We start from the raw sequence: 26450 nt of genomic DNA on the forward strand, positions 1-26450 counted from the left end.
CATAGTCCTGCGGTGCTTCTTTTATATGAAACTAACCCACACCGTCTGGGGTGTGGAGGCGGGCGTATTCTTCGCCCTAATCAACAGGAATTAAAATGAGCGAAAGCTTTGCGGAACTCTTTGAAGAAAGCCTGAAAACCCTGAACCTTCAGGCAGGCTCCATCATCACCGGTGTTATCGTTGATATCGATTACCAAGCTCGCTGGGTAACCGTTCACGCTGGTCTGAAGTCTGAAGCACTCATCCCGCTTGAGCAGTTCTACAACGACGCTGGCGAACTGAACATCAACGTCGGTGACGAAGTTCACGTTGCGCTGGACTCGGTTGAAGATGGCTTCGGTGAAACCAAGCTGTCCCGTGAAAAAGCCAAGCGCGCTGAATGCTGGATCGTTCTGGAAGCGGCTTTCGCAGCTGAGGAAGTGGTCAAGGGCGTTATCAACGGTAAGGTTAAAGGCGGCTTCACTGTCGACGTTAACGGCATCCGTGCGTTCCTGCCAGGTTCCCTGGTTGACGTCCGTCCAGTGCGCGACACCACGCACCTGGAAGGCAAAGAGCTGGAATTCAAGGTCATCAAGCTGGACCAGAAGCGCAACAACGTTGTCGTTTCCCGTCGCAGTGTCCTGGAAGCCGAGAACTCCGCCGAGCGTGAAGCTCTGCTGGAATCGCTGCAGGAAGGCCAGCAGGTCAAGGGTATCGTCAAGAACCTCACCGATTACGGCGCATTCGTCGATCTGGGTGGCGTCGATGGCCTGCTGCACATCACCGACATGGCCTGGAAGCGTATCAAGCATCCTTCGGAAATCGTCAACGTTGGCGACGAGATCGATGTCAAGGTTCTGAAGTACGATCGCGAGCGCAATCGTGTTTCCCTGGGCCTCAAGCAGCTGGGTGAAGATCCATGGGTTGCTATCAAAGCCCGTTACCCAGAAAGCACCCGCGTCACCGCTCGTGTTACCAACCTCACCGACTACGGCTGCTTCGCTGAGCTGGAAGAAGGCGTTGAAGGTCTGGTACACGTTTCCGAAATGGACTGGACCAACAAGAACATCCACCCTTCGAAAGTCGTACAAGTCGGCGACGAAGTGGAAGTCATGGTTCTGGACATCGACGAAGAGCGTCGTCGTATCTCCCTGGGCATCAAGCAGTGCAAATCTAACCCATGGGAAGATTTCTCTGGCCAGTTCAACAAGGGCGATAAAATCTCCGGCACCATCAAGTCGATCACCGATTTCGGTATCTTCATTGGTCTGGACGGCGGCATCGACGGTCTGGTTCACCTGTCCGACATCTCCTGGAACGAAGTGGGCGAAGAAGCCGTACGCCGCTTCAAGAAGGGCGACGAGCTGGACACCGTTATCCTGTCGGTTGACCCAGAGCGCGAGCGCATCTCCCTGGGCATCAAGCAACTGGAAAGCGATCCGTTCTCCGAGTACGTTCAAGAGAACGATAAAGGCGCAATCGTTAAGGGCATCGTGAAAGAAGTTGACGCTAAAGGCGCCATCATCACCCTGGCCGACGATATCGAAGCGACTCTGAAAGCCTCCGAAATCAGCCGTGACCGCGTTGAAGACGCGCGCAACGTTCTGAAAGAAGGCGAAGAAGTAGAAGCCAAGATCATCAGCGTTGACCGCAAGAGCCGCGTAATCCAGCTCTCCATCAAGTCGAAAGACGATGCTGAAGAGAAAGAAGCAATCCAGAGCCTGCGCGACAAGCCAGCTACCTCTGACATTGCTGCTGGTCCTACCACTCTGGGCGACCTGCTGCGTGCACAAATGGAAAAGCAGAACTGAGTTCTGTCAGACCATAGAAAAAGGGCGACTTCGGTCGCCCTTTTTTGTGGCCATGATTCAGGAAAGCCAGGCTTTGCTCGTTTCACTTACGCTGTCTGGTCTCGCTGTGAAACCAATCCTGCAACCCAGCTGTCTCTTTCTTTAAGTGGATCAAGCATCTATCAAGGCTGGACTACAGATGTCATGGCTTCTCTGGAACAATGTGGGAGCGAGCTTGCTCGCGATAGCGCCAGGTCATGCACCACCCAGTCGAGTATTGGATATTTAAGGAGATGAATGAACAGGCTCATCCTGGTATTCGCGGCATTGGCATTGGCAGGTTGCACCACAAGTGCCAAGACCCACGCAGTGCGTGGTGTCAGCGGTATCGAGGTTGATTGCTCAGGGTTGGGCTCCGGCTGGGAGAAGTGTCATAAGAGAGCTGCCAGAGAGTGCAAGGGCGCTGGCTACAAGGTCATTACCCGATCAGACGACGCCAAAGATGACGATCAGTACCCCTTTGGTTTCAATCCGGCTGGCTATCTGACTCGTACGATGCTGGTCATCTGTCGATAGTTTGAGAAAGTCTCCCTGTCTGCATGGAAAGAAGCGATAGGCGAGCAAAGAAGAATGTCAATACTTGGGCTGTTCAAATCCCTCCGGTCATGCTAAAACCTTTTCAAGCGATTTTCCTAGCTGCTTGAAAAAGAAGGGAAAAATATGACGAAGTCGGAGTTGATCGAACGAATTGTCACCCATCAAGGGCTACTCTCATCCAAGGATGTGGAACTGGCCATCAAGACCATGCTTGAACAAATGTCCCAGTGCCTGGCTACGGGTGATCGCATCGAGATCCGTGGCTTCGGCAGCTTTTCCCTGCATTACCGCGCCCCACGGGTTGGGCGCAATCCGAAGACCGGTCAGTCCGTCAGCCTTGACGGCAAGTTTGTTCCTCATTTCAAGCCAGGCAAAGAGCTTAGGGATCGGGTGAATGAGGAGGAGGGGGATGAGCTCTGACGCAGCACTAAAGCAAAGGAATTCTCATGCGGAACTTTAAACGCCTGGCCCTGGTCGTACTTGCGCTGCTCGTGGCCTCAGCTATCGTCCTGTTCGTGCTTGAAAACAACCAGCCGGTTGCACTCCTGTTTCTGGGCTGGTCAGCTCCGCAGCTTCCTGTCTCGGTTTTCGTGATCCTGGCGCTTCTCGCTGGTATGATAGTCGGGCCGTCGCTTGCGTGGTTCCTGGGAATGCGCAGACGGCCAAAATAATGGATATGTGAGCCCAGTAGTCTTGGTGTAAGGATCACGGCCAATAACTTTGTTCTGACTATGGGGGGCGTTTTGTTCGAATTTACTTTGATTCCATCTACCGCTTTATTTGCAGAGAACTCGCGTGCCTTACCTTTTGATGGGGGGGTTGTGTTTACTGCCAGCGAGGCTCTTTATGCAAAATGATCGTGACGGTATTCGTAGAGCTGATGAAGTAGATCTGATTGAGCTTATTCAAAGTCTTTGGAATCAAAAATGGCTTATATTGAGTGTTACTCTCTTGATTGCTGCCGGCTCTGGCGTTTACGCCTTTCTCGCTAAACCTGTCTATGAAGCGAAGGTTTTTATTGTACCTCCAACTCAGAACGGCATCGCTGAGTTGAATTATGGGCGTGGGAAAAGCACAGAGCTTGAGCCTTATTCGATCGGATATGTTTATGGTGTTTTTACCCGGAATTTGCAAGGGGAGTCACTTCGCCAGAGGTTCTTTAATGATATCTATCTCCCCTCTCTCTCTGAACAAGCGCGTCAGGGTGCAATGGATCGATTGTATGAGGCTTTTTCTAAGCAGTTGGTCGTGAAAGGTGGGAGTAAAGATGTTCCGGATCGATATTCTGTAACTGTTCAGGGGAGCGATCCCGTGAAGGCGACGGAATGGATCAAGGCTTATGTATCGCGCGCCAGCGAAGCTGCCGAGCTAGAGTTGGTTAAGAACGTAACTGCCGAAGCAGCGGTGAGAGCTCGAAATTTGGAGCAGCGGATTATCAGCTTGCGTGAAAATGCACAACGCATCCGCGAGGATCGCATTCAGCAGCTTCGTGAGGCGCTGAAAATAGCTGAGTCCATAGGGCTAACCGGCCCGGCAATAAAATCTACAGCCGCAATTGATATAACCGTAGAGGCTGGTAGTAAGATGGATTACCAACGGGGAAGCAAAGCGTTGGCTGCCGAAATTAATGCTTTGGAGTCTCGTGCCTCAGACGATGCTTTTATATCGGATTTACGGTCATTGCAGATGCGATACAACTTTTACCGAAAGTTAAATGTTGATCCCGAAAATATCTCGGTTTATCGGCAAGATGGTAGCGTTGAGGTACCTGAGAGCCCTATAAAGCCCAGAAAGTTTTTTATTCTTGAGATGGGAATAATCATTGGTTTTCTGCTGGGTGGGTTTGTGGCTTTGATTCGGTTTTTCTTGGCCCGCGCTAATGCGCGTGAAAGAATGAATAATTAATTATATAGCGCCAATTGTCTCTGTGCATGGGTTGAGCATCGACAAATGAGTCCGCGGGGTCTGCTAAGCCCCGCGATTCAGTTGTTATTCTTTGTTTTGATAGGTTGCTCATAAAACTCCAGTGCTGCGTATTGACGTGATCTGCTCGATGTCTTGCTCTTGGATCTGTAGCTGCCTCTCTTAGTTGCTACAGATATCCCCTTTTTTAGGGAGTGTTTTTAGTGCGTTCTAAGTTGACATGTATTTATATAAGCTCATCTTGTTGTAAAGGTGCATACATCCAGTTCTCTAAATAATTTAATGATATCTGATTGGGATGGCTCTTGCTGCCTCTAAGCTTTTCTCCAAAGTTTTCATTTTCAGACGGCGAGTAATGTTTGATCTCAGTCACGTGTTCCCTGATTAAGTAAGACTTATGCTGGGTTAATTTACATTTCGTAAGGGTGGAGATGATCTGTCAGATAAATCTAATGGAACAATGTGAAATGTGGATAGGCATCCAGTGTGATGCCGGTTGAGGTTTGGTGTGCTTGGGTGGCACGCCATTTTTTTTGGGGCCCGCCTTTACGATTTTTTCAGCTTGCGCAGAGATTTATTCGCTTCGTCCAAAAGGATCGAGGTGCATATTTTGCTGAATCTCGCTCAGGGCCGACAAAATTTTGACCATTGCAGTCATTTGCCAATCGGATTGAGATCGCATCTATCCAGGGGTGAGCTAGGTCATGAGGAGTCAATAGAATTTTATTGGCATGGATGTTATCTTCATGACGATGAAATCGAAAATTGTGTCTGAGCGGAGTAGAACGCTTAATCAGCAAGCGGTCGATTGCTAGTGGCTAAAGGCTATTAACCTTTGACGTGGGCATCCATGTCCCGCATGAGGCCTGATGATCTGGTGGGTCAGGCGTTTCAAGAAACGGTAGTACATGCTAAGGCAATATCAGCCTATATGGGTTAACTGAACAAAACAGAAGCGTAAAAATGAGGGGATAGCCCCCTGTCAAAAACGCTTGGTTACAGAAAATAGGGAGTTGTGTTTGATGTCAAGCTTGAAGCAGGCGAGCGTCGCCAGATTTAAGAATAAAGAGGCCGTTATCGGCATAGTGGGCCTCGGCTACGTCGGTCTGCCTCTGATGCTTCGATATAACGCTATTGGTTTCAAAGTGCTGGGTATAGATATTGATGCTTCAAAAGTAGAAGCGTTGAATTCAGGGAAAAGCTATATCGAACATATTTCCAGTGAAAAGGTTTTCCTTGCACGTCAAAGTGGTTTTGAAGCAACGGTTGACTTCACGCGTGTTGCGGAATGTGATGCCTTGATCCTATGTGTGCCTACTCCTTTAAATAAGTATCGTGAACCTGATATGAGCTTTGTGATTAATACCACAAACGCTCTTAAACCTTTTCTTCGTCCGGGACAAATTGTTTCTCTGGAGAGCACCACTTACCCGGGTACAACTGAAGAGGAGTTACTGCCACGCGTGGAGGAGGGTGGTCTGCGCGTTGGACAGGATATTTTTTTAGTTTACTCACCTGAGCGTGAGGATCCAGGCAATCCAAATTTCGAAACGCGTACGATACCTAAGGTGATCGGTGGGCACACCCCGGCTTGCCTCGAGGTGGGAATAGCGTTGTACGAACATGCTATTGATAGGATTGTATCCGTCAGTTCAACCAAAACTGCGGAAATGACAAAGTTGTTGGAAAATATACATCGAGCTGTGAATATTGGTTTGGTTAATGAGATGAAGGTCGTGGCTGACCGGATGGGGATAGATATTTTTGAGGTTGTTGACGCCGCGGCGACCAAACCATTTGGCTTCACGGCCTATTATCCAGGGCCTGGCTTGGGGGGGCACTGTATCCCGATTGATCCATTTTATCTGACTTGGAAGGCTCGTGAATATGGCCTGCATACCCGATTTATTGAATTGTCGGGTGAGGTCAATAAAGCGATGCCTGAATATGTTGTAAACAAGTTGATGGATGGACTGAATGACCGAGGCAAGGCGCTTAAGAATAGTCGAGTACTAGTTTTGGGTATTGCTTACAAAAAAAATGTCGACGATATGCGAGAATCTCCCTCTGTGGAAATTATGGAGTTAGTTGCAGCTAAAGGTGGGGTAGTTGCCTACAGCGATCCGCATGTCCCTGTTTTTCCAAAAATGCGAGAGCATAATTTTAATCTTGTAAGTGAGACGCTTTCGGCCGAAAATATCGCCAGCTTTGATGCGGTGATTTTGGCGACGGATCATGATGGGTTTGATTACAGCTTTATTTCTAAGCACTCAAATTTATTAATTGATACGCGTGGAAAATATCGAATCTCAGAAAAACATATCATTAAAGCTTGATTGCTGGAGAGGTGATCTTGAAACGTTTTGCTCTAATTGGTGCAGCGGGTTATATAGCTCCACGTCATATGCGTGCAATCAAGGATACAGGTCATGAGCTGGTCTCTGCTTATGATGTTAATGATTCAGTTGGTATAATTGATAGTATTTCACCTCAGAGTGAGTTTTTTACTGAGTTTGAGCGCTTTTATGAACATGCTTGGAATTTGAAGCGAGATCCCACCCAGGCATTAAATTATGTAGCTGTATGTTCGCCTAATTATCTTCATAAGGCCCATATCGCTGCGGGGTTGCGTTTGGGGTGCGACGTTATTTGTGAAAAGCCGCTGGTGCCAACGTCGGAGTGTCTTGATGAGCTTGTTCTAATTGAGCAGGAAACGGGGCGCCAAGTATACAATATCCTACAATTGCGTCATCACCAGGCAATTATCAAACTCAAGGATGAAGTTTCTCGAGAACTCCTTGAGCATAAACATGATGTAGAGCTTACCTATATCACTTCGCGGGGTAAGTGGTATATGGAAAGCTGGAAGGGCGATCCACGTAAGTCCTATGGCGTGGCTACCAATATTGGTGTGCATTTCTACGATATGCTGCATTTTATATTTGGGAAGCTTCAGAGAAGCGTCGTTCACTTTAATAGTGAATATAAGGCAGCCGGTTATCTGGAATACGAGAAGGCCCGCGTGCGGTGGTTTCTATCAATTGATGCCAACGATCTGCCGGAAGCGGTGAAAGGCAACAAGCCTACCTATCGCTCGATCACAGTCGATGGCGAAGAAATGGAGTTTTCTGAGGGGTTTACGGATCTTCACACTGTAAGTTATGAGGAAATACTTGCGGGGCGTGGTTATGGCCTTGAGGATGCCCGGCACTGTGTCGAGACGGTTGAAAGTATTCGATCTTCAATGATTTGCAGCGTTCGGGATGATGAAGGTCACCCGTTTCTTCAAAACTGAACAGATGAGCAGTCTATGAACTATCAGTTACATCCTTCCGCTATCGTGGATCAAGGCGCCGAGATCGGAAACGGGTCGCGTATATGGCATTTTGTTCATATTTGCTCGGGTGCGCGTATCGGTGAAGGTTGTTCGCTTGGTCAGAATGTGTTTGTAGGTAATTGTGTCGTTGTAGGTAATAACGTAAAAATTCAAAATAATGTTTCTGTCTACGATAATGTCACTCTCGAAGATGATGTTTTCTGCGGCCCGAGCATGGTATTTACTAACGTATATAATCCACGTAGTGCGGTTTCTCGCAAAGATGAATATCGGGATACGTTGGTCAAGCGAGGGGCAACATTAGGCGCGAACTGCACAATCGTATGTGGGGTTACGATAGGTGAGTACGCGTTTGTTGCTGCAGGTGCAGTAGTGAACCGAGATGTTAAACCTTATGCGCTGATGGCAGGTGTACCTGCTAAACAAATCGGCTGGATGAGCCAGCAGGGGGAGAGGGTGCCGCTCGGCCTTGCTGGAGAAGGTACGTACATATGCCCTCACACCGCTCAACATTATAAATTGGTTTCTGGCTATTTGGAGTGCAGTGGCGGATGAGTATTCCTTTTGTTGATCTAAAAACCCAGTATGAGGCACTGAAAGACGATATCCAGTGCCGAATCAATGCTGTACTCGAGCACGGACAATATATCATGGGACCCGAAGTGGCGGAGCTTGAGTTAGAACTCTCTGCCTACACGGGCGCCAAGCACTGTATAACGGTTTCAAGCGGTACTGACGCGTTACTCATTAGCTTGATGGCTTTAGGTGTGGGGCCTGGAGATGAAGTCGTAACAACGCCATTCACCTTTGCAGCTACTGCAGAAGTTATTGTTTTGGTGGGTGCAACTCCAGTTTTTGTTGATATCGATCCGTTAACCTGCAATATCGACATAGCGCAACTGGAAATAGCAATTACGCATAAAACCAAGGCCATTATGCCTGTCAGTCTTTACGGGCAACCGTCGGACATGGATGAGATAAATTCGATTGCTGCGCGTCACGGCAATATACCGGTGATTGAAGACGCCGCGCAAAGTTTTGGCGCGGAATACAAGGGGCGTAAAAGTTGTAACTTATCGACCATCGGTTGTACCAGTTTTTTTCCAAGTAAGCCGTTAGGCTGCTATGGCGACGGCGGCGCAATATTTACTTCCGACGATTCCTTTGCGCAAGCCTGTAGGGAAATTCGTGTTCATGGGCAAAGCAAACGGTATTGGCATACTCGTATTGGCCTGGGTGGGCGTATGGATACACTCCAGTGCGCAATTGTGCTGGCCAAGCTTAAGCGATTTGACTGGGAAGTGTCTCAGCGGATTGAGGTAGGGACTCGTTATAATCAGATAATGGATGAGTTAGGTGTTCGGCGTGTTCACCAAAAAAGCGATCGTACTAGTATGTTCGCGCAATATACTGTCATGGTTGAACATCGCGAAAAAATACAAGAGTTTCTAAAGTTGGAAGGTATTCCAACAGCTGTTCATTATCCAGTTCCGTTAAACGAGCAGCCTGTTTATAGGAGCCTCGGTTCTTTGCAGGGTACTCCTGTTTCCAGTTCTGTGGCTAAACTGGTCATGAGTCTACCTATGAGTGCAGATGTAGCTCCCGTTCTTGAACGCGTAGTCTCGGGGTTGCGATGTGCGTTGAGCGCTGACTCGGTCCACATTCTACGTGAGCATGAATGAATATAAGATTTTTTAGTAAGGCAGGGATTTTTTTAGGCGCAAACATAATTAATGCGGCGATCCCTTTTCTGCTCCTACCGTTCCTGACAAAAGCATTGACTCCTGCCGACTATGGCGTGGTTGCGATGTTTGGCGTCATGGTAAATCTCTTCGGAACATTGACCGGTCTCAGCGTGCATGGGGCGATAGGTGTTCGTTATTTTGAGCTTGAAAAAAGCGCCCTAGCCCGATACATCGGAGCCTGTGTTGGGATTCTCTTTATTAGCACGGCGGTGGTCTTCAGTTTAGTCGCTGTATTAGGGAGATGGCTTGTTGAACCAACGAGCCTGCCATACGAATGGCTACTTGCTGCCGTTCTGATTTCTGGAATGCAGTTTATTATAAATATAAAGCTTACACTATGGCGAGTGCATGGAGCTGCCAAAAAATATGGTATTTTTCAAGTGTCTCAAGGCTTGGTAAATGCTGGGGTTTCGCTGATCTTTATATTTGTAATTTTGATGACGTGGGAAGGCCGGGTGCTAGGGCAAGTCATCGCTACTAGTCTTTTTGGTATTATCGCTTTGTTGGGGCTGTTCCTTAATAACGAATTAAGTCGCCCCAAGACGGGTGAAGGACAGGTTGCTGATGCATTGAAGTTTGGCGTTCCCCTCATTCCTCATGCGATCGGTGGATTAGTGATCGTAGTAGCTGATCGATTTATTATTGCCAATATGCTTGATGTTCAAGCAGTAGGTATTTATACCCTGGCACTACAGATAGGCATGATGATGGGGCTGGTTTCGGACGCTTTTTCCAAAGTTTACTCTCCTTGGCTATATGAGAAGTTGAAGGAAAATACTGACAAGGCTCGTTTGGAAGTAGTGGGTTTTACTTATCTGTTTTGGTTGATTTTTTTTATTTTTGCCCTATTTGCAATAGGATTCTCTGAGTTGTTTTTCTTTGCTGTAATAGGGGAGAGTTTTGCTGCTGCGAAAGACATCGTGTTCTGGTTTTTCTTGGGGCAGACTTTTAAAGGGATGTATCTTTCTGTAGTGGGATTGTTTTTCTTTACCTCTCGCACAAGTTATGTTTCGTTGGTTACTGTGTGTACGGGTTTTTTTTCAGTCGTTGTGACTATCGCTTTTGTTAAGTTGTTCGGCCTGCAAGGTGCAGCTATTGCGTACGCTCTTTCCGAAGGGCTGCTATTTTTGTTGGCTTGGTTGGTTTCGCGGCGTATCTGCTCCATGCCGTGGTCCGAAGTGTCTGCGTCAATGTCGCTGGTTCTGAATCGTGGCTTTTCGAAGTGAGGTCGCGTGTGGTATTTCCTATTTTGGGGATCCACACCCTATTGGAGCGTGCCGGAGGGATTTGTCCGTTGCAGCTAACTTTCTATATGGTTGCTAGGAAGCTTCGTCGTACGAGATTCGAAGGAGTTTCGATAGGACTTCGCAGAAAAATTAATCGTCAGCCTTGCGATTTTATAGCAGAATTGGTTTTTAGGTGCTGACAATTTTTAGAGCCTTCGTCTGCGGAGGCGTCGGTGTAGGCAGTCCGCCGGTCGGGAGATACAGCTCCATTTGGACTGTCTGAGTCGTTTTTGATAAGAGGAATTACGAGTGAAGGCATTAATTACAGGTGCTGATGGTTTTATCGGTTCTCACCTGACCGAATTGCTTGTGCGCGAAGGGTACGAGGTCAAGGCGTTATCTCAATATAATTCTTTCAACTATTGGGGTTGGTTGGAGAGTGTTGACTGTTCGTCGAATATAGAAGTGCTGAGTGGTGATGTTCGCGATCCGCATTACTGTAAGCATATTACGAAGGACGTTGATGTTGTATTCAATCTGGCGGCGTTGATTGCCATTCCCTACTCATACATCGCACCTGACAGTTACGTCGATACTAACATCAAGGGCACCTTGAATATCTGCCAGGCGTCGTTAGAGAACGGCGTTCAGCGTGTTATTCATACTTCGACCAGTGAGGTATATGGCACCGCGCAGTATGTGCCTATCGATGAAAAACACCCGTTGCAGGCACAGTCGCCCTACAGTGCATCGAAAATTGGTGCCGATGCGATGGCGATGAGCTTTTATAATTCGTTTGATTTGCCTCTGACTATTGCGCGTCCATTCAATACCTATGGTCCTCGTCAATCTGCAAGAGCGGTGATTCCAACGATTATTACTCAGATAGCTAGCGGAAAAAAACAAATTCAGCTGGGCGATACCACACCCACTCGTGACTTCAATTATGTCGCCGATACCTGCCGTGGGTTCCTTGAGCTGGCTCGATGCAATGAAGCTGTGGGAGAGACGGTAAATATCGGGTCGAACTATGAAATATCCGTAGGGGATACGTTGAACCTGATTCGCGAATTGATGGGTAGTGATGTGGAGTTTCTCACGGATCAGCAGCGGATTCGCCCTGGTAAATCAGAAGTGTTCCGGTTATGGTGCGATAATACTAAAATACGCGGACTGACTGGTTTCCAACCGCAATATGACATTCGTCAGGGGCTTCAGAAAACAATCGACTGGTTGTTGCTTCCTGAGAACCTGGCTAAATACAAAGCAGATATTTATAACGTCTGAGGCGCTCATATGTTCGACTCTTTAATCCAGTTCGTACGTGCGCAATACCGTACGAATGATTTCATCCCACTCCACGCTCCTGTTTTTTTGGGGCGAGAGCGTGATTATGTGACGGAAACCATCGAGTCGACATTCGTTTCAAGCGTAGGCGCCTTCGTTGATCGCTTTGAAAAGGATATGGCTTCTTATACCGGAAGTCCTCGAGCGGTTGCAACGGTGAATGGCACCGCGGCGCTGCACGTCGCGTTGTTATTAGCAGGTGTTGAGCGTGGTGATTTGGTCGTTACCCAATCATTGACGTTTGTTGCTACTTGTAACGCAATTGCATATTGCAACGCCGAACCAGTATTTGTAGACGTTGACCGACATACGTTAGGTCTATCACCAAAGGCTCTTGAAGTCTGGCTCGAAAGCAATGCGCAGCTGGGAGCTGATGGCTTGTCTCGGTATAAAGCGACTGGACAGATCATCCGAGCTTGCCTTCCAATGCACACTTTCGGCCATCCCGTAGAATTGGATGATTTGGTAGATGTATGTATCCGTTGGGGATTGGTTCTTGTTGAAGACGCAGCGGAATCGTTAGGCAGTTTGTATAAGGGGCGTCACACCGGCTGTTTTGGTCGTTTGGGAACTTTAAGCTTCAACGGTAACAAAATCATTACGACGGGCGGTGGCGGAATGATTCTGGCCAATGAAGAGTTAGGTGTGCGGGCTAAGCACCTAACAACGACTGCTAAGCAATCCCATCCCTACGAGTACGTGCATGATGAACTCGGTTATAATTATCGATTGCCTAATATAAATGCCGCATTGGGTTGTGCGCAGTTGGAGCAGTTGGAACGCTTTATTGATTACAAGCGTGAGCTGGCTTTGAACTATGCGCAAGCGTTGGAAGGCAGCGGCTTACAGTTTTTCAAAGAGCCTGATGGTTGCCGTTCTAATTATTGGCTTAACGCTGTCATTTGTGAGAATACTCTCCAAAGAGACGAATTGCTTAAGGCTACCAACGATAGTGGAGTTATGACTCGTCCCATTTGGAAGTTGATGAATCATCTACCGCTCTATGCTAAGTGTATACATGGTGATCTGACAAATTCTGAATGGCTGTCCGCGCGTATTGTAAATTTGCCAAGTAGTGTTGTGCCGGAGATACAAGCGTGAGACGTAAAATCGCTGTATTTACCGGTTCGAGGGCTGAGTATGGCCTGCTCTACTGGTTGATGAAGGACCTTCAGTCGAGTAGCGAAGTCCAGTTGCAGATTATTGTAAGTGGAATGCACCTTTCGCCTGAGTTTGGCGAAACATGGCGGCAGATTGCGGAGGATGGCTTTGACATCGATGCGAAAGTAGAAATGTTACTTTCCTCGGACTCTGCCGTTGGGATCGTAAAGTCAATGGGCGTCGGTACGTTAGGTTTTGCTGACGCTTTGGACCGATTGCAACCGGACATGTTGGTAGTTCTAGGGGACCGTTTCGAAGCATTGGCGATTGCGCAGGCCGCTTTGATCATGCGCATTCCCATTGCACACCTTCACGGCGGTGAAATTACCGAGGGGGCTTATGATGATGCGATTCGACACGCCATCAGTAAAATGGCTTACCTTCACTTTGTAGCCGCTGAGCCTTACCGTCAGCGGGTCATTCAGATGGGGGAGGCGCCCGAGCGGGTTTTCAATGTAGGGGCTGTTGGAATTGATCATTTGCTGCGTGCTTCGAGGATGAGTATCGAGCAGCTTCAAGAAAGTTTGGCTTTCGATTTGCAATCACCTTATATGGTCGTCACCTACCATCCCGTCACATTGATGGATGAGCATCCTCAGAAGAGTTTCATTGCGCTCACGGAAGCACTGGATAAATTTCCCCAGCATCAGATCATCTTCACCTACCCAAATGCTGACAATGGGGGACGTGCTATTATCCCACTGCTTGAAGCCTACGCACGGACCCAGCCAGATCGAATATTGGCGGTTCCGTCGTTGGGCTTCAGACGTTATTTGTCGGCGATTTCCATGGCATCAGCTGTCGTGGGTAATTCCTCGAGCGGGATTATCGAGGTCCCGGCCTTCGGTATCCCCACAGTGAATATTGGTGTTCGGCAGAAGGGAAGGTTAGCCGCCGACTCGGTGTTGCACTGCGAACCGAACGGCAGTTCAATCGCGCAGGCAATTCAAAAAGCGCTAACACCGGCGTTTACCGTCGCATGTAAAACAACTGTCAATCCATATGGAAACGGCAAAGCGGCAGAGGCAATCTTGAAGGTCCTGGAAAGTTACGACGGGGCATCCCATAAATCATTTTACGATCTGAGCTGACCTATGAAACAGTCCGACACAGATAGAGTTTATATTATCGCCGAAGCGGGTGTGAATCATAATGGGGACCGGGCGTTGGCGTTTGCATTGATAGATGCAGCAGTTGAAGCCGGTGCTGATGCCGTAAAATTTCAAACGTTCGATGCTTCGAAGCTGGCTTCAAAGAATGTGGCCAAAGCGGCTTATCAAAGGAAAAGTCTAGACGAGACCGAAAGTCAGCTATCAATGTTGAAAAAACTCGAGTTGCCTAGAGAATGGCATTCAGAGTTGCAAGATTATGCTCACCAGAAGGGAATCGATTTTCTCTCAACGGCATTCGACTCCGAAAGCCTGGTGTTTCTTAACGATCTTGATATGCCCCTGTTTAAAGTTCCGTCGGGAGAACTGACAAATGGTCCTCTTTTATGGCAGTTTGCACGTACGGGGAAAAAACTAGTTCTCTCTACCGGAATGGCTACGCTTTCAGAAGTAGAGCAAGCGCTGGCCATTGTGTCCCATGCTTTAGCATTCACCACAGAGCCTAAGGATATGGACGACGTATGGCGATGCTGGGGAAGCCAAGAAATACGCAGCAGGCTGCTCGGCCACGTTACACTGCTTCATTGCACGTCCCAGTATCCAACGCCTTGGCCTGAGGTCAACCTCAGGGCAATGGATACGCTAGCCTCCGCTTTTGGACTTGAGGTCGGGTATTCGGATCACACCGAGGGAGCTCTGGTTTCCATAGCTGCCGTGGCTCGGGGGGCACGAGTAATCGAAAAGCATTTTACTTTGGACAGGTCCTTGCCCGGACCGGATCACATGGCCTCTCTTGAGCCTCATGAACTCAAGCTAATGATCTCCGACATTCGTGCGCTACAACAGGCTCTCGGGGATGGCGCCAAAGCTCCCCAGTTTAGCGAGTGGGACACTCGTAAGGCTGCTCGTCAACAAGTGGTGGCCGCTTGCCAGATAGCGGAAGGGGAGATTTTGAAACGCGAGCATCTAACTACCGCAAGAACGGGGCAAGGTATGGCGCCAACAGCGTTGTGGGGACTCGTAGGCTCTCGCGCTACTAGGGCCTATGCTGCTGGCGAGAACCTTGAGCCTTGAACAATCGTAAACCTCTGGTCATTTTGGGGGCCGGCGGGCATGCCAAAGTACTGCTATCCCTAGTTACATCGGCCGGGTTTGACGTATTGGGGGTGTGTGATCCTCTACTGGAAGATCAAATCGGCGAGCAGTGGCGCGGAATATCGATCTTGGGCGGTGACGCTGCGCTTGACGCCCTGGATCCAGGCGCCATAGAGCTGGTCAATGGTATAGGGCAACTGGTCGGCGCGTCCGGAAGGCATAAGATTTTTCAACGTATGAAGGAGCGTGGATATCGGTTTCCGGTGCTCTTGCATCCGACGGCATGGGTTGATGCTACTGCGCATTTGCACGAAGGCGTCCAAGTCATGGCCGGCGCAATCATTCAGGCTGATGTAGTCGTTGGCGCTAACTCTATTATTAACACTCGGGCCGGAATCGATCATGATTGCTGCTTGGGCGAGGATGTCCACGTCGCTCCCGGGGCCACCCTTTGCGGCGGCGTTCAGGTGAGCGATGGGGCATTCATTGGTAGTGGAGCCACTGTTATTCAGGGACTGAAAGTCGGAATGGAAGCAGTCGTAGGGGCTGGTACTGTATTGACCAAGGACCTCAGCGCTCGACAAGTTATGTATGGTCCTTCGGCGCGCAAGAAAGACGCCCCGAAGGAAGACTAGGAGTATTTTATGCAGCGATGGGAATCAGTACTCGTAAGTCCAGAGACGTCTTTGGAAGATGCAGTCGCGACGCTCGATCGCGTGGCGCTGCGAATTGTTCTGATTGTAGATGACGATCGCCGTCTACTGGGGACCCTTACAGATGGTGACGTACGACGTAGTCTGCTCAAACATCTACCGCTGAATATAAAAGTAAGCGAAGTGATGTGTGCTTCGCCACAAACTGTTGAGCGGGGATGGAGCAAAGAGCGCACTCTGGCAATAATGGAGAAGTACCAATTGCTGCAACTGCCGATCGTGGACGCGCAGCGTCGCGTGGTAGGGTTGGAAACGCTCCATGGACTGCTGCATAAAAAGCAGTACGACAATCCTGTTTTTCTGATGGCCGGAGGTTTCGGGTCTCGCCTGCGACCGCTAACGCAACACTGCCCGAAACCCCTACTGAAAGTCGGCGATAAGCCAATTCTCGAACTCATTCTAGAAAGCTTCATTAATGCAGGCTTTCATCGATTTTTTGTTTCGACGCATTACATGCCAGAAATGATTCGTGAGTATTTCGGCGATGGCAGCCGTTGGGGGGTCAGTATTCGCTATGTTCACGAAGAACAGCCGCTGGGAACCGGAGGCGCTCTTGGCTTGTTACCCCATGATGAAATTGATTTGCCGATCTTTATGATGAACGGCGATTTGTTGACGACTCTGAACTTTCAGAATTTACTGGAATTCCATCAGGAGCGTCCCGGTGTAGCCACGATGTGTGTTCGAGAGTATGAACAGTGCATTCCTTACGGTGTTATACAGAGTGAAGGGCATCGAGTTCTTTCGATGGTCGAAAAACCGGTGCACAGGTTTTTTATTAATGCCGGTATCTACTTACTTTCTCCGGACCTTGTAAAAAGTGTAAGGCCAGGAACGAATATAGATATGCCAACCCTTTTGGGCCAGCAAATCGCCGACGGCAAAGATGTAAATATGTTTCCGGTACATGAATATTGGTTGGATATCGGTCGAATGGAAGATTTTCAACGAGCGCAATCTGATATATCCGGACTTTTCAATGGATAGCAACAAGGATTTGGATCTCTTGGTTATCGTGCCTGCTCGTGGGGGAAGTAAGCGTCTTCCTGGGAAAAATCTTTTGAAGATGCAGGGTAAACCACTGATCCGTTGGACGCTTGAGGCTGCCCTTGAAAGTCAGGTTGGTGACTTGATGGTGGTTAATAGCGATGATGATGCGATTCTTGAAGAAGGCAAAAAGTTAGGCATCAGAACGTTGAAGCGTCCCGCATACCTCGCCGCGGACACTTCCTCGACGTACGACGTTCTAGTCGACACTTTGGAAGTATTGGCAAAGGAAAACATCAGACCCAAAAAAATAATGCTTTTGCAGCCGACTTCACCTTTGAGAAATGCTGAAAATATTCGCGCAGCAGTGCAGTTAATGGACGAAACGCAAGCTTCCAGTATTATTAGTGTCTGTCCCTGTGAGCATTCACCTTTATGGAGTAATGTTCTAGGACCTAAAGGGAGCATGGCCGATTTCCTGCGCCCGGAACTACTCAATCAGCGCAGCCAGGATCTACCGGTTTATTACCGTTTGAACGGATCGATTTATTTAGCCAATACCGAGGACTTTCTGCGGGAAAAAGGATTTTTTATGGCAGATAGTGTTGCTTACATTATGAAGACTGAACAATCAATAGATATTGACACCTATCTTGATTTTAAGGTTTGTGAGGCGCTAATGGGGAACGAAATAAATGAACGTTCTTTATAAGCTTCGAACCGTGCTGTCCGCATTTTTTTCACAAAGCAAGTGGGAGGCGCTGAGGAAGTCTGATGTTCTTGTGGTGCGTCATGATGCCAATTGCGGATATAACTATAAAGGAAAGGTCTATTCGCCTATCATTGATACTATCGTTGATATTTGTTTTTCTCGTGGCGTAAGCGTGCAATCAGTTGCAAGTCCGTACAGCAAATTGGTAGGTGGGCAGGCCTATAACTCTCCTGTCGCTTTTAACCGATCGTTTATTCTCATTGCTTTATTTGGTCGTGTTATCACCTTGCTGATTGGCCACAAAAAAGGTGCAGAATGGGTCACTAGAAATAGAGCAAATATATGGTTGAAAATTCTACAGTCAGTCGGTCCAAAGATCGTAATAAGTATCCAAGCGGAGCCTGCGCTGTGTCGAGCTGGTCGGATGATGGGGATACCTGTATACGACTACCAGCACGGTGTAATTGACAGAAAGGGGAAATGGTATGGGGAGTTATTGACCAAGTCGAAATCCTCTGATATTCCCCATGGCTTTCTGTGTTGGGATCAACCGAGTGCCGAGGCCCTGAGCGGGTGGGCTGCAGAAAAAGGTTCCTCGGTGACGGTTGTTGGTCATCCGTGGTTCCAACGATTTAGCAATGTAAACGCTGATGATTCGTTGGCTGATGCGGCGACGCGTGAACATGGACGAATATTTAACGATGAAAAGCCTGTAATTCTTGTTGCTCTTCAGTGGGGGTTACATATTCATTATTACCCAGAAGAGGGTTTTAATAAGGTTTTGTGCAATGCTTTGGAGTCTGTAATAAAGTCAACGAGCAATAAATACAACTGGTTACTACGACTTCACCCAGTCCAGTTAAGGGGTGAAGAGGGGGCTTATTGTGAGAGATATTTGACTGTTCAGTTTTCAGGAATGACGGTTGAGTGGAAAAAAGCAAGCAATATACCGTTGCCCATTCTCCTCGCTCAAACTGATCTACATATCACAGATATGAGCACTGTGGTGGTTGAGGCTTCTTGGTTCGGTATTCCATCTGCTTTACTCAATCCATTCTTGAACAAGGGCGGTCGTCTAGAAGGCTTGTATGAGCACGAACGAGTTTCAGGGATTGCGACACTCGTTCCTCAAAATTCTGATTCAATAATATCGTGGATTGAAGAACATTTGCGGGCTGGAAAAGTTGCCCTAGGCCAGCACGGAAGCGATAAGTCTGTCGCGTCTTGGTTAAGCGAAGCACTTGATCACTCCAATAAAAGAGCTGCTCTGTGCGGGGTATAATGGAGCGCTAATAGAAAGTAAGGCAGCGAGGTTGAAGTGCAGATGTATTTACAAAAAACCACCATTTACCTGTTCTTGTATTCCTTAATGGCAGTGCTTTTCTTTTTTACTATAGGTCAAGACGCACTGAATGGTGTGATTGATTTTCAATTTTATGCTGACTCATTGACATACGAACAAGCGTATGTTGACAACAATTTTTCGTCAGTCTTTGAAATGGTCTCTGTTGGTAATAACTATTTAGGGCCTCTGTTGCTGTTGGAGGCCGTGGGGGGTAATAGATTTTTAATCCTGTTGGTCAATATTTTTATTTTGTTCTGGGCGATAAAGCTTGTGCGGAAAAGTAAAGAGCCCGTGGATCTCGGTGTTGCGGTTTTTTTGTTGTTTCTGAGTCCGATTACGTTCTTTAGTTTGATATCAGTCAATAAAGAAATTATTTCGATGTTGGCCATGGCTTTTTTGATTGCCTGGGTGCGGAAGAAGGGGCTCGGGTATCTGTTACTTTGTCTGCTATGTTCTTTTTTTGTCCGTTGGCAGTTTACCCTATTTGTCATAATGGTTTTTTTGTCATTTTCTCCTCTAAACTTTTTGCGTTATCGAAGGTATTGGTATGTAGGGGTTCTGCTGGTTGCTCTGTCGATAGTGTATTGGCTCATGCTCGGCTTTTTTTCCGGCGTCAATAACATCGCTGAAATTGGAGGTGCGGAGAGTAACGGAAGCGGGTTGTATACACAGTTTATTGTATTGCAGAATCAAGGTTTGTACTTTCTGGTGTTCATTCCCAAAGCACTGCATGCAATGTACGGCTTGATCTTTAAAGCCAATCAACTGTTTTCACCGACAAATATTTATAATGATGTCGTAGTGATGCTGCATTGCGTTGCCGCGTTCTTGGTTTTTATTCTGGCCTTGTTCAGAGGGAAGCTGCGGATGAAAGATGACTTGGTGTTCATAGCTGTTATTTATTGTGCTGTCTTTGTTCTGAGTCCAATTTATGCTCCACGGTATTTTTATCCCGTTTTTTTTCTGCTCTGTCTGGTTTTGTCAAGACCATCTCTTCAGCCATCACCCAAGTTAAAGGCGCCGGATTAGGCGAGCGTACGGGGTATCTTAGGGCTTTTCGAGCGGCTGAATGCGAAGGTGATTTCAATCTGCCATGTATCGCCATTTAGGCAGTGGTAAGAAAGCTGATTTCACAGGTATGCATCCGCTGGTTCGCCAGGCTGCCCTTAAGGTGGTCTAGCACTGCCTACGAAATTTGCATCGTTTGAGGTATCCTATGAGGCGCCACCATAGCTGGCGTTTTTACGACGCACATGCTTACAAGGACGAAAATGCTCCTGCAGGCCCTCTGTGTAAAAGGTGTTGAGATTCATGATCTGAGGATGAAATTTTGCTTACAGGGTTGCGTCTTAAGTTGCTAGAGAGTTTTTCAATATGAATGTCCTTTACATTGATGGAGTAGGGCCCTTTGGCGGGGCGTCCAGAAGTCTTTATGAGCTTGTAAGGACCTTATCCAGCCGTGAAGTGAAGCCATATTTCGTATGCGTGCGCGGCACGGCATTGAATTTCTATAGCCGCGTAGCCGTGGATTTTATAGCCAGTACTGGTTTAACGCGATTCGATAACACTCTGTATGGTTATTATCGAGGGAGTCGTTGGTTAATCCTATTGCGAGAGTTATCCTATCTGCCTTTCACACTGATTTCACTATTTCAAGCAAGGCGTCGTTGGAAAGATATAGATCTTATTCATGTAAATGAACTTACTGAAATCATTCCTTTGTTGCTGGCGCGTTTACTATTTAGAGTTCCGGTAGTGGTTCATGTGCGCTCACTTACTTGGTCGGATTCTAAGTCATTGCGTTGTAAGTGGCTTTTTGAAAAACTTAGGATCCGAGTGGACGCGATAATTGCGATCGACGAAAATGTTCGTGCGACTTTGCCGTCGGACTTTGGCGTGACGGTTGTTCAGAATTCGTTTACCCCTTCGAGCGCTAATGTAAAAGATGACGCTATCATTGCTAAACTTGAATGCCTCTGTACGGATTCCCTAAAAATCGGATTCGTTGGGAATTTACATCATTCAAAGGGATTGTTTGATCTGTTGGAAGCAGCGAAGCTGGTGAGCGAGCGAGGTGAAAAAGTCCAATTTGTGATTGTGGGTGGTTCAACTCGTGCAGAAACGGGGCTGAAGTCATGGCTTATAAGAAAAGCAGGTTTTGCCCAAGATGTGGAGTCGGAACTTCAAGCATTAATTTCTCGTTATTCATTGCAGTCGATTTTTCATCTGTTGGGCCCGACAATCGACATCCAAAGTGTGTATGAAAGGATTGATGTTCTTTGCTTCCCGTCTCACTTCGACGCCCCGGGCAGACCCGTTTTCGAAGCAGCGTTCTCAGGTGTACCTTGCATAGCCGCTGTTAGTAAACCTCGCCCTGACACATTGCTAGATTATGAAACTGGAATCGCTGTACCGCCAAAAAATTCAGAAAGGTTAGCGGATGCAATCTGCTATTTTTCTCGAAATCGTGCGGAGGTCACGCGAATGGGTATAAACGCAAAGGCGCTCGCGGAAAATAATTTCAACCCGGAAAAAAATGCCGACAGGGTTTTGAAAGTTTACTCGGATATTTTGGCGGCGAAGAGACCTCGCTGAGCAGCGATGCTAATGGATTTGTATTATTTGACGGAATTATTCATGAGTAAAGAATATAAAATATGCAGCTGTTGCATTATGGATACTTCGGATCCAAATATAAGTTTTGATGAGCTTGGCCGATGCGATTACTGCCGGAATTTTGAGACAGTTATAGCTCCTAATTGGCATGTTGACCAGCGTGGCGAAGCCGAGCTGATGAAGATGGCTGAAAAAATCAAGGAGGACGGTAAGGGGCGCGAGTTCGATTGTATTATTGGCCTAAGTGGTGGCCTTGATAGTTCCTATGTTAGCTATGTCGCGAAGGAAAAGATGGGGTTGCGGCCCTTGTTGTTCCATGTTGATGCGGGATGGAACACTGATCAGGCTGTGGGTAACATTGAAAAATTGGTGGACGGGTTGGGCTTGGACCTATACACCGAAGTTATTAACTGGGAGGAGATGAAGGATCTCCAGGTCGCCTTCCTCAGGTCTCAAGTATCGGATCAAGATCTACCACAGGATACCGCTTTTTTTTCGGCGTTATATAAATTTGCTAAGGCACATAAAATCAAATATGTGCTGACTGGTGGGAACTACTCTACGGAATGCTGTCGTGAACCTGAGGAGTGGGGAGGGTATCCAGGAATTGACAAGCTATTGATCAAGGATATTCATGCAAAATTTGGCAAGAGACCATTAAAGAGTTTTCCAATTGTAGATATACTCGTCTATAAGTTGTATTACCGTTATGTGCTGGGGATGAAGGTGGTCAAGCCACTAAACTTGGTGCCTTATGTGAAGGCTGAGGCTGAGGAGACTTTAGGTAGGTTGTTCGGTTGGAGAAAATTTCAACATAAGCACCATGAATCTCGATTTACTCGGTTTTACGAAGATTATTGGATGCCCCGCAAGTTTGGCTACGAGAAGCGGCGTGCACATTTTTCAAGTTTGATTATGACTGGGCAGATGACTCGTGAGGCAGCGCTTCAGCGTATTGCGAAACCGGAATTGGATGAACAGTTTCTTAAGTCAGAATTTGAGTATGTTGCAAATAAATTGGATTTGACCGTAGAAGAGCTGCAAGGCATTTTCGAAGGAGCTAATAAAAAGTGCCTTGATTACAAAAATAAACGTTTCATGATCGGAGTCGGTTCGCGTGTGATGAGTGCACTCGGGCTGGAAAGAAGGTTATTCAGATGATTACGATCATAGATTACGGTTTGGGCAACATCCAAGCTTTTGTGAATGTTTATAAGCGCCTGCATATCCCTGTTTCCGTCGCGAAGAGCATTGAAGAATTAGACGGTGCGACTAAACTGATTTTGCCGGGTGTTGGCGCTTTTGATCATGCGATGAAGACGCTCAACACCTCTGGTATGCGTCAAGCTTTGGATGATCTGGTTATCAATCAGAAAGTTCCTGTTATAGGCATTTGCGTTGGAATGCAGATGCTAGCCGAGTCTAGCGATGAAGGCGAGCTGTCGGGCTTAGGCTGGATTCCCGGCCGTGTGCGCAATTTTGGATCCGTTGAGAGCCTTAAAAATTTGCCGCTGCCCCATATGGGGTGGAATGATGTAACTCCAGTTTCCGGATGCCCTTTGTTTAGAAATTTCGAGGATAATCCGCGATTTTATTTTCTCCATTCCTATTATTTCGAGTGCTACCAGCAGCAAAATATCTCCGCGACAGCCTCCTATGGCTTGGATTTTAGCTGTGCGGTATCTACAGATACGGTTTTCGGTGTGCAGTTTCATCCTGAAAAAAGTCATCATTATGGCGTAGCGCTTCTAAAGAATTTTGCGGAGTTGTGAAATGCTGAGGCCAAGAATCATTCCCTGCCTATTGATTCAGGATGGTGGGTTAGTAAAAACGGTCCGTTTCAAGGAGCCGAAATATGTCGGCGATCCAATCAACGCCGTAAAAATCTTTAATGAGAAGGAGGCTGACGAGCTTATTGTTCTTGATATTGATGCCACAGTACGCGGTGTGGAACCGGACTATCGTCGTATTTCGAATTTGGCTTCCGAATGCCGAATGCCGTTGTGTTATGGCGGCGGAATTCGTTCGGTGGAACAGGCTCAGAAGATAATTTCTCTAGGGGTGGAAAAAATTGCGATCAGCTCCGCCGCGATTGAAAATCCTAAACTCATTTCGGAAATAGCTGAAGAGATCGGAAGACAAAGTGTTGTTGTTGTTCTAGACGTCAAGCAGCGGCTTTTATCACGCGGCTACGATGTATGGACTCACAATGGAACGCGCAATTCCAAACGTGACGTGTTGGAGCTTGCAGCGGAAGTTGAGAGGTTGGGGGCTGGTGAGATCGTTATCAATTCGATCGACAATGATGGTCGCATGAAGGGGTATGACCTTGGATTGGCTGCCAAGGTACGTCAGAGCGTACGAATTCCTGTCACCTTATTAGGTGGAGCAGGATCATTGGCTGACATCGGCAAGGTCATGGAGGCCTGCGGCGTCGTAGGAGTAGCCGCCGGCAGTCTTTTTGTGTTCAAAGGGACTTACAGGGCGGTATTGATCAGTTACCCTGATGCGTCACAAAAGGACGAGCTGATTCACTCTGCGCTAAAGTCTATCAAATAATCATCGAAATACACGCATTGCTCTAGGGTCTAATATGTTCAGCGGAAAAACGCTCCTCATCACTGGTGGTACAGGCTCCTTTGGGAATGCGGTCTTAAAACGCTTCCTCGACAGCGACATCGCTGAAATCCGAATCTTCAGTCGTGATGAGAAGAAGCAGGATGACATGCGTAAGCGATACTCCAACTCCAAGCTGAAGTTTTACATCGGTGATGTGCGTGATTACCAGAGCATATTAAATGCGACTCGCGGGGTCGATTACATTTTTCATGCTGCGGCACTGAAGCAAGTACCTTCATGCGAATTTCATCCTATGGAGGCAGTCAAGACTAACGTTGTCGGCACGGAGAATGTGCTGGAAGCAGCTATTCAAAATCTTGTCAGGCGCGTGGTCTGCCTAAGTACGGACAAGGCTGTCTACCCCATCAACGCCATGGGTATTTCCAAGGCAATGATGGAAAAGGTAATGATTGCGAAATCTCGAAATGTTGATGAACAGAAGACAATTATTTGTGGGACCCGTTACGGTAACGTAATGGCATCCCGCGGCTCGGTTATCCCTTTGTTTATCGAGCAGATTCGAGCTGGTAAGGCGTTGACGCTGACGGATCCCAACATGACCCGCTTCATGATGACGCTGGCCGATGCGGTGGATTTGGTGCTCTACGCCTTCGAGCATGGCAACAATGGTGATCTCTTCGTCCAGAAAGCTCCTGCTGCCACTGTCGAAACCCTCGCTCAAGCGTTAACAGCCATGCTCGGGCAACCGGATCACCCGATTCAAATCATTGGCACGCGCCACGGTGAGAAGCTTTACGAGGCACTGCTCAGTCGTGAGGAGATGGCCTGTGCTGAAGACATGGGTGCCTATTTCCGTGTACCACCAGACCTGCGCGACTTGAACTACAGCAAGTTCGTCGAGCTAGGCGAGGAGAAAATTTCACGCACCGAGGATTACAACTCGCATAACACCGAGCGCTTGGATGTTGAAGGCATGCAGATGCTGTTGTTGAAGCTGGACTTCATGCGGGCCATACAGCGTGGCGAGCCCGCCACTCCAGAGGAGTGATGCCCATGAAAGTGCTTATTACCGGCGCTGGCGGCTTTGTCGGCAAGAACCTTGTGGCTCACCTGCAAGAGCGCCAGGATGTTCAGGTGGTTCGATTTGGTCGTCAGGATGCTCCATCCGATCTGTTGTCGATGCTTGATGGTGTGGACTTCGTGGTTCACTTGGCGGGCGTCAATCGACCCCAGCGTGTCGAGGAGTTCAGCGAAGGTAATAGTGGCCTCACTGCAATGCTGTGTGCTGCCATCAGGGCCGCCGGCCGATCGATACCCGTGATTTACACCTCATCCATACAGGCTGAGGTCGACAATCCTTATGGGACGAGCAAGCGCGACGCTGAACGTGCCTTGCTAGAACTGTCGAAACAGCGAGGTTCACCGGTTTATCTTTATCGTTTGCCCAACGTTTTCGGCAAATGGGCGCGGCCAGACTACAATTCGGCGGTGGCGACGTTCTGCCATAACATCGTCCGTGGCTTGCCAATTACCGTCAATGATCCCGCAGCGCCTTTGCAGTTGGTCTATATCGACGATGTAATCAGAAGCTTCATCGACGTGATGGATGGCAACGCCCCGGAAGGTCCTTATCTGGATGTCCAACCGGTTTATGCCACGACGGTCGGGGCGTTGGCCGATCAGTTGCAGGCGTTCAAGCACAGCCGAGAGACGATGGTGACCGAACGGGTAGGGACAGGGTTGGTCCGCGCCTTGTATTCGACTTACCTGAGCTATTTCACGCCTGACGTGTTCACCTATGAGTTGCCCAAGCATGGTGACGCGCGTGGCGTATTCGTTGAGATGCTCAAGACCCCAGACGCCGGTCAGTTCTCCTACTTCACCGCTCATCCCGGCATTACGCGTGGAGGGCATTACCATCACAGCAAAACCGAAAAATTCCTAGTCATCAAAGGTCAGGCTTGCTTCCGTTTTCGGCACATTGTCAGCGGAGAGTTCTACGAGCTCTACACTGACGGCGAAACGCCACAAGTCGTTGAAACCGTGCCGGGTTGGAGCCATGACATCACCAACACTGGCGAAACCGAAATGATCGTAATGCTCTGGGCCAACGAAATTTTTGATCGTGAGCGGCCAGACACCTACACCATGGCTGTTGGCACTCAGGCCTGAAGGATTAGCGATGAAT

Annotated in this window: 25 protein-coding genes; all 25 read left to right on the forward strand. The window is 47.9% G+C overall.

Annotated features, from left to right (window positions below; genetic code table 11):
• The first annotated feature begins 95 nt into the window (after nt 1-95).
• The 25 genes from rpsA (at nt 96) to wbjC (ending at nt 26434) form a co-directional block, all read left to right on the forward strand.
• The gene (rpsA, locus tag MKS85_RS06420; RefSeq protein ID WP_014337228.1) at nt 96-1790 is read left to right on the forward strand and encodes a 30S ribosomal protein S1; all 1695 of its coding nucleotides are present in this window, start codon (nt 96-98) and stop codon (nt 1788-1790) included.
• Nucleotides 1791-2066: 276 nt separating this feature from the next.
• Nucleotides 2067-2345, forward strand: a complete 279-nt coding sequence (locus tag MKS85_RS06425; protein WP_188251151.1) for a hypothetical protein — start codon at nt 2067-2069, stop codon at nt 2343-2345.
• 144 nt (nt 2346-2489) lie between these two features.
• Nucleotides 2490-2786, forward strand: coding sequence for an integration host factor subunit beta (ihfB, locus tag MKS85_RS06430; RefSeq protein ID WP_003199243.1), 297 nt, complete (start codon nt 2490-2492; stop codon nt 2784-2786).
• Between the two features lie 26 nt (nt 2787-2812).
• The gene (locus MKS85_RS06435) at nt 2813-3037 is read left to right on the forward strand and encodes a lipopolysaccharide assembly protein LapA domain-containing protein (protein ID WP_041475801.1); all 225 of its coding nucleotides are present in this window, start codon (nt 2813-2815) and stop codon (nt 3035-3037) included.
• Between the two features lie 175 nt (nt 3038-3212).
• Nucleotides 3213-4271: an LPS O-antigen chain length determinant protein WzzB gene (locus tag MKS85_RS06440; protein WP_188251152.1), complete on the forward strand. Its 1059-nt coding sequence runs from the start codon at nt 3213-3215 to the stop codon at nt 4269-4271.
• Between the two features lie 1040 nt (nt 4272-5311).
• Nucleotides 5312-6625, forward strand: coding sequence for a UDP-N-acetyl-D-glucosamine 6-dehydrogenase (gene wbpA / locus MKS85_RS06445; protein ID WP_188251153.1), 1314 nt, complete (start codon nt 5312-5314; stop codon nt 6623-6625).
• Nucleotides 6626-6642: 17 nt separating this feature from the next.
• Complete coding sequence (gene wbpB, locus MKS85_RS06450) at nt 6643-7584, forward strand: UDP-N-acetyl-2-amino-2-deoxy-D-glucuronate oxidase (protein WP_188251154.1); 942 nt, start codon at nt 6643-6645, stop codon at nt 7582-7584.
• A gap of 15 nt (nt 7585-7599) precedes the next feature.
• On the forward strand, nt 7600-8181 hold the full coding sequence (locus tag MKS85_RS06455; RefSeq protein ID WP_188251155.1) for an acyltransferase: 582 nt from the start codon (nt 7600-7602) through the stop codon (nt 8179-8181).
• Nucleotides 8178-9308: a DegT/DnrJ/EryC1/StrS aminotransferase family protein gene (locus MKS85_RS06460; protein ID WP_223194394.1), complete on the forward strand. Its 1131-nt coding sequence runs from the start codon at nt 8178-8180 to the stop codon at nt 9306-9308. The genes MKS85_RS06455 and MKS85_RS06460 overlap by 4 nt, the downstream gene beginning before the upstream one ends.
• Nucleotides 9305-10597, forward strand: a complete 1293-nt coding sequence (locus tag MKS85_RS06465; RefSeq protein WP_188251156.1) for a lipopolysaccharide biosynthesis protein — start codon at nt 9305-9307, stop codon at nt 10595-10597. The genes MKS85_RS06460 and MKS85_RS06465 overlap by 4 nt, the downstream gene beginning before the upstream one ends.
• A gap of 309 nt (nt 10598-10906) precedes the next feature.
• Nucleotides 10907-11884: an NAD-dependent 4,6-dehydratase LegB gene (locus MKS85_RS06470; RefSeq protein WP_188251157.1), complete on the forward strand. Its 978-nt coding sequence runs from the start codon at nt 10907-10909 to the stop codon at nt 11882-11884.
• Nucleotides 11885-11893: 9 nt separating this feature from the next.
• Nucleotides 11894-13045 (forward strand): LegC family aminotransferase, encoded by a 1152-nt coding sequence (locus MKS85_RS06475; protein ID WP_188251158.1) that lies wholly within the window; start codon nt 11894-11896, stop codon nt 13043-13045.
• Nucleotides 13042-14196, forward strand: a complete 1155-nt coding sequence (gene neuC / locus MKS85_RS06480) for a UDP-N-acetylglucosamine 2-epimerase (RefSeq protein WP_188251159.1) — start codon at nt 13042-13044, stop codon at nt 14194-14196. Before MKS85_RS06475 ends, neuC begins: the two co-directional genes overlap by 4 nt.
• A gap of 3 nt (nt 14197-14199) precedes the next feature.
• On the forward strand, nt 14200-15288 hold the full coding sequence (gene neuB, locus MKS85_RS06485; RefSeq protein WP_188251160.1) for an N-acetylneuraminate synthase: 1089 nt from the start codon (nt 14200-14202) through the stop codon (nt 15286-15288).
• A gap of 23 nt (nt 15289-15311) precedes the next feature.
• On the forward strand, nt 15312-15944 hold the full coding sequence (locus MKS85_RS06490; protein ID WP_310662799.1) for an acetyltransferase: 633 nt from the start codon (nt 15312-15314) through the stop codon (nt 15942-15944).
• Nucleotides 15945-15953: 9 nt separating this feature from the next.
• Entirely contained in the window at nt 15954-17009 is a 1056-nt protein-coding gene (locus MKS85_RS06495; RefSeq protein ID WP_188251162.1) for a nucleotidyltransferase family protein, read from the forward strand.
• Nucleotides 17002-17721 carry a cytidylyltransferase domain-containing protein gene (locus tag MKS85_RS06500; protein WP_223194395.1) on the forward strand — a complete coding sequence of 240 codons (720 nt, stop codon included), beginning with the start codon at nt 17002-17004 and terminating at the stop codon, nt 17719-17721. Before MKS85_RS06495 ends, MKS85_RS06500 begins: the two co-directional genes overlap by 8 nt.
• Nucleotides 17705-19003, forward strand: coding sequence for a hypothetical protein (locus MKS85_RS06505; protein WP_188251163.1), 1299 nt, complete (start codon nt 17705-17707; stop codon nt 19001-19003). The genes MKS85_RS06500 and MKS85_RS06505 overlap by 17 nt, the downstream gene beginning before the upstream one ends.
• Before the next feature lie 42 nt (nt 19004-19045).
• Entirely contained in the window at nt 19046-20095 is a 1050-nt protein-coding gene (locus MKS85_RS06510) for a hypothetical protein (RefSeq protein ID WP_188251164.1), read from the forward strand.
• 345 nt (nt 20096-20440) lie between these two features.
• Nucleotides 20441-21661: a glycosyltransferase family 4 protein gene (locus MKS85_RS06515; RefSeq protein WP_188251165.1), complete on the forward strand. Its 1221-nt coding sequence runs from the start codon at nt 20441-20443 to the stop codon at nt 21659-21661.
• Between the two features lie 42 nt (nt 21662-21703).
• Nucleotides 21704-22843: an N-acetyl sugar amidotransferase gene (locus MKS85_RS06520; protein ID WP_188251166.1), complete on the forward strand. Its 1140-nt coding sequence runs from the start codon at nt 21704-21706 to the stop codon at nt 22841-22843.
• Nucleotides 22840-23454 (forward strand): imidazole glycerol phosphate synthase subunit HisH, encoded by a 615-nt coding sequence (gene hisH / locus MKS85_RS06525; RefSeq protein ID WP_188251167.1) that lies wholly within the window; start codon nt 22840-22842, stop codon nt 23452-23454. Before MKS85_RS06520 ends, hisH begins: the two co-directional genes overlap by 4 nt.
• A 1-nt stretch (nt 23455) precedes the next feature.
• Nucleotides 23456-24241 (forward strand): AglZ/HisF2 family acetamidino modification protein, encoded by a 786-nt coding sequence (locus tag MKS85_RS06530; protein ID WP_188251168.1) that lies wholly within the window; start codon nt 23456-23458, stop codon nt 24239-24241.
• A 34-nt stretch (nt 24242-24275) separates the two neighbouring features.
• Nucleotides 24276-25310, forward strand: coding sequence for a polysaccharide biosynthesis protein (locus MKS85_RS06535; RefSeq protein WP_188251169.1), 1035 nt, complete (start codon nt 24276-24278; stop codon nt 25308-25310).
• Between the two features lie 5 nt (nt 25311-25315).
• The gene (wbjC, locus tag MKS85_RS06540) at nt 25316-26434 is read left to right on the forward strand and encodes a UDP-2-acetamido-2,6-beta-L-arabino-hexul-4-ose reductase (protein WP_188251170.1); all 1119 of its coding nucleotides are present in this window, start codon (nt 25316-25318) and stop codon (nt 26432-26434) included.
• Nucleotides 26435-26450: the final 16 nt, after the last annotated feature.

Origin of the sequence: Pseudomonas sp. JL2 (genome assembly GCF_031570495.1) — a bacterium.
Lineage (GTDB): Bacteria > Pseudomonadota > Gammaproteobacteria > Pseudomonadales > Pseudomonadaceae > Aquipseudomonas > Aquipseudomonas rhizophila.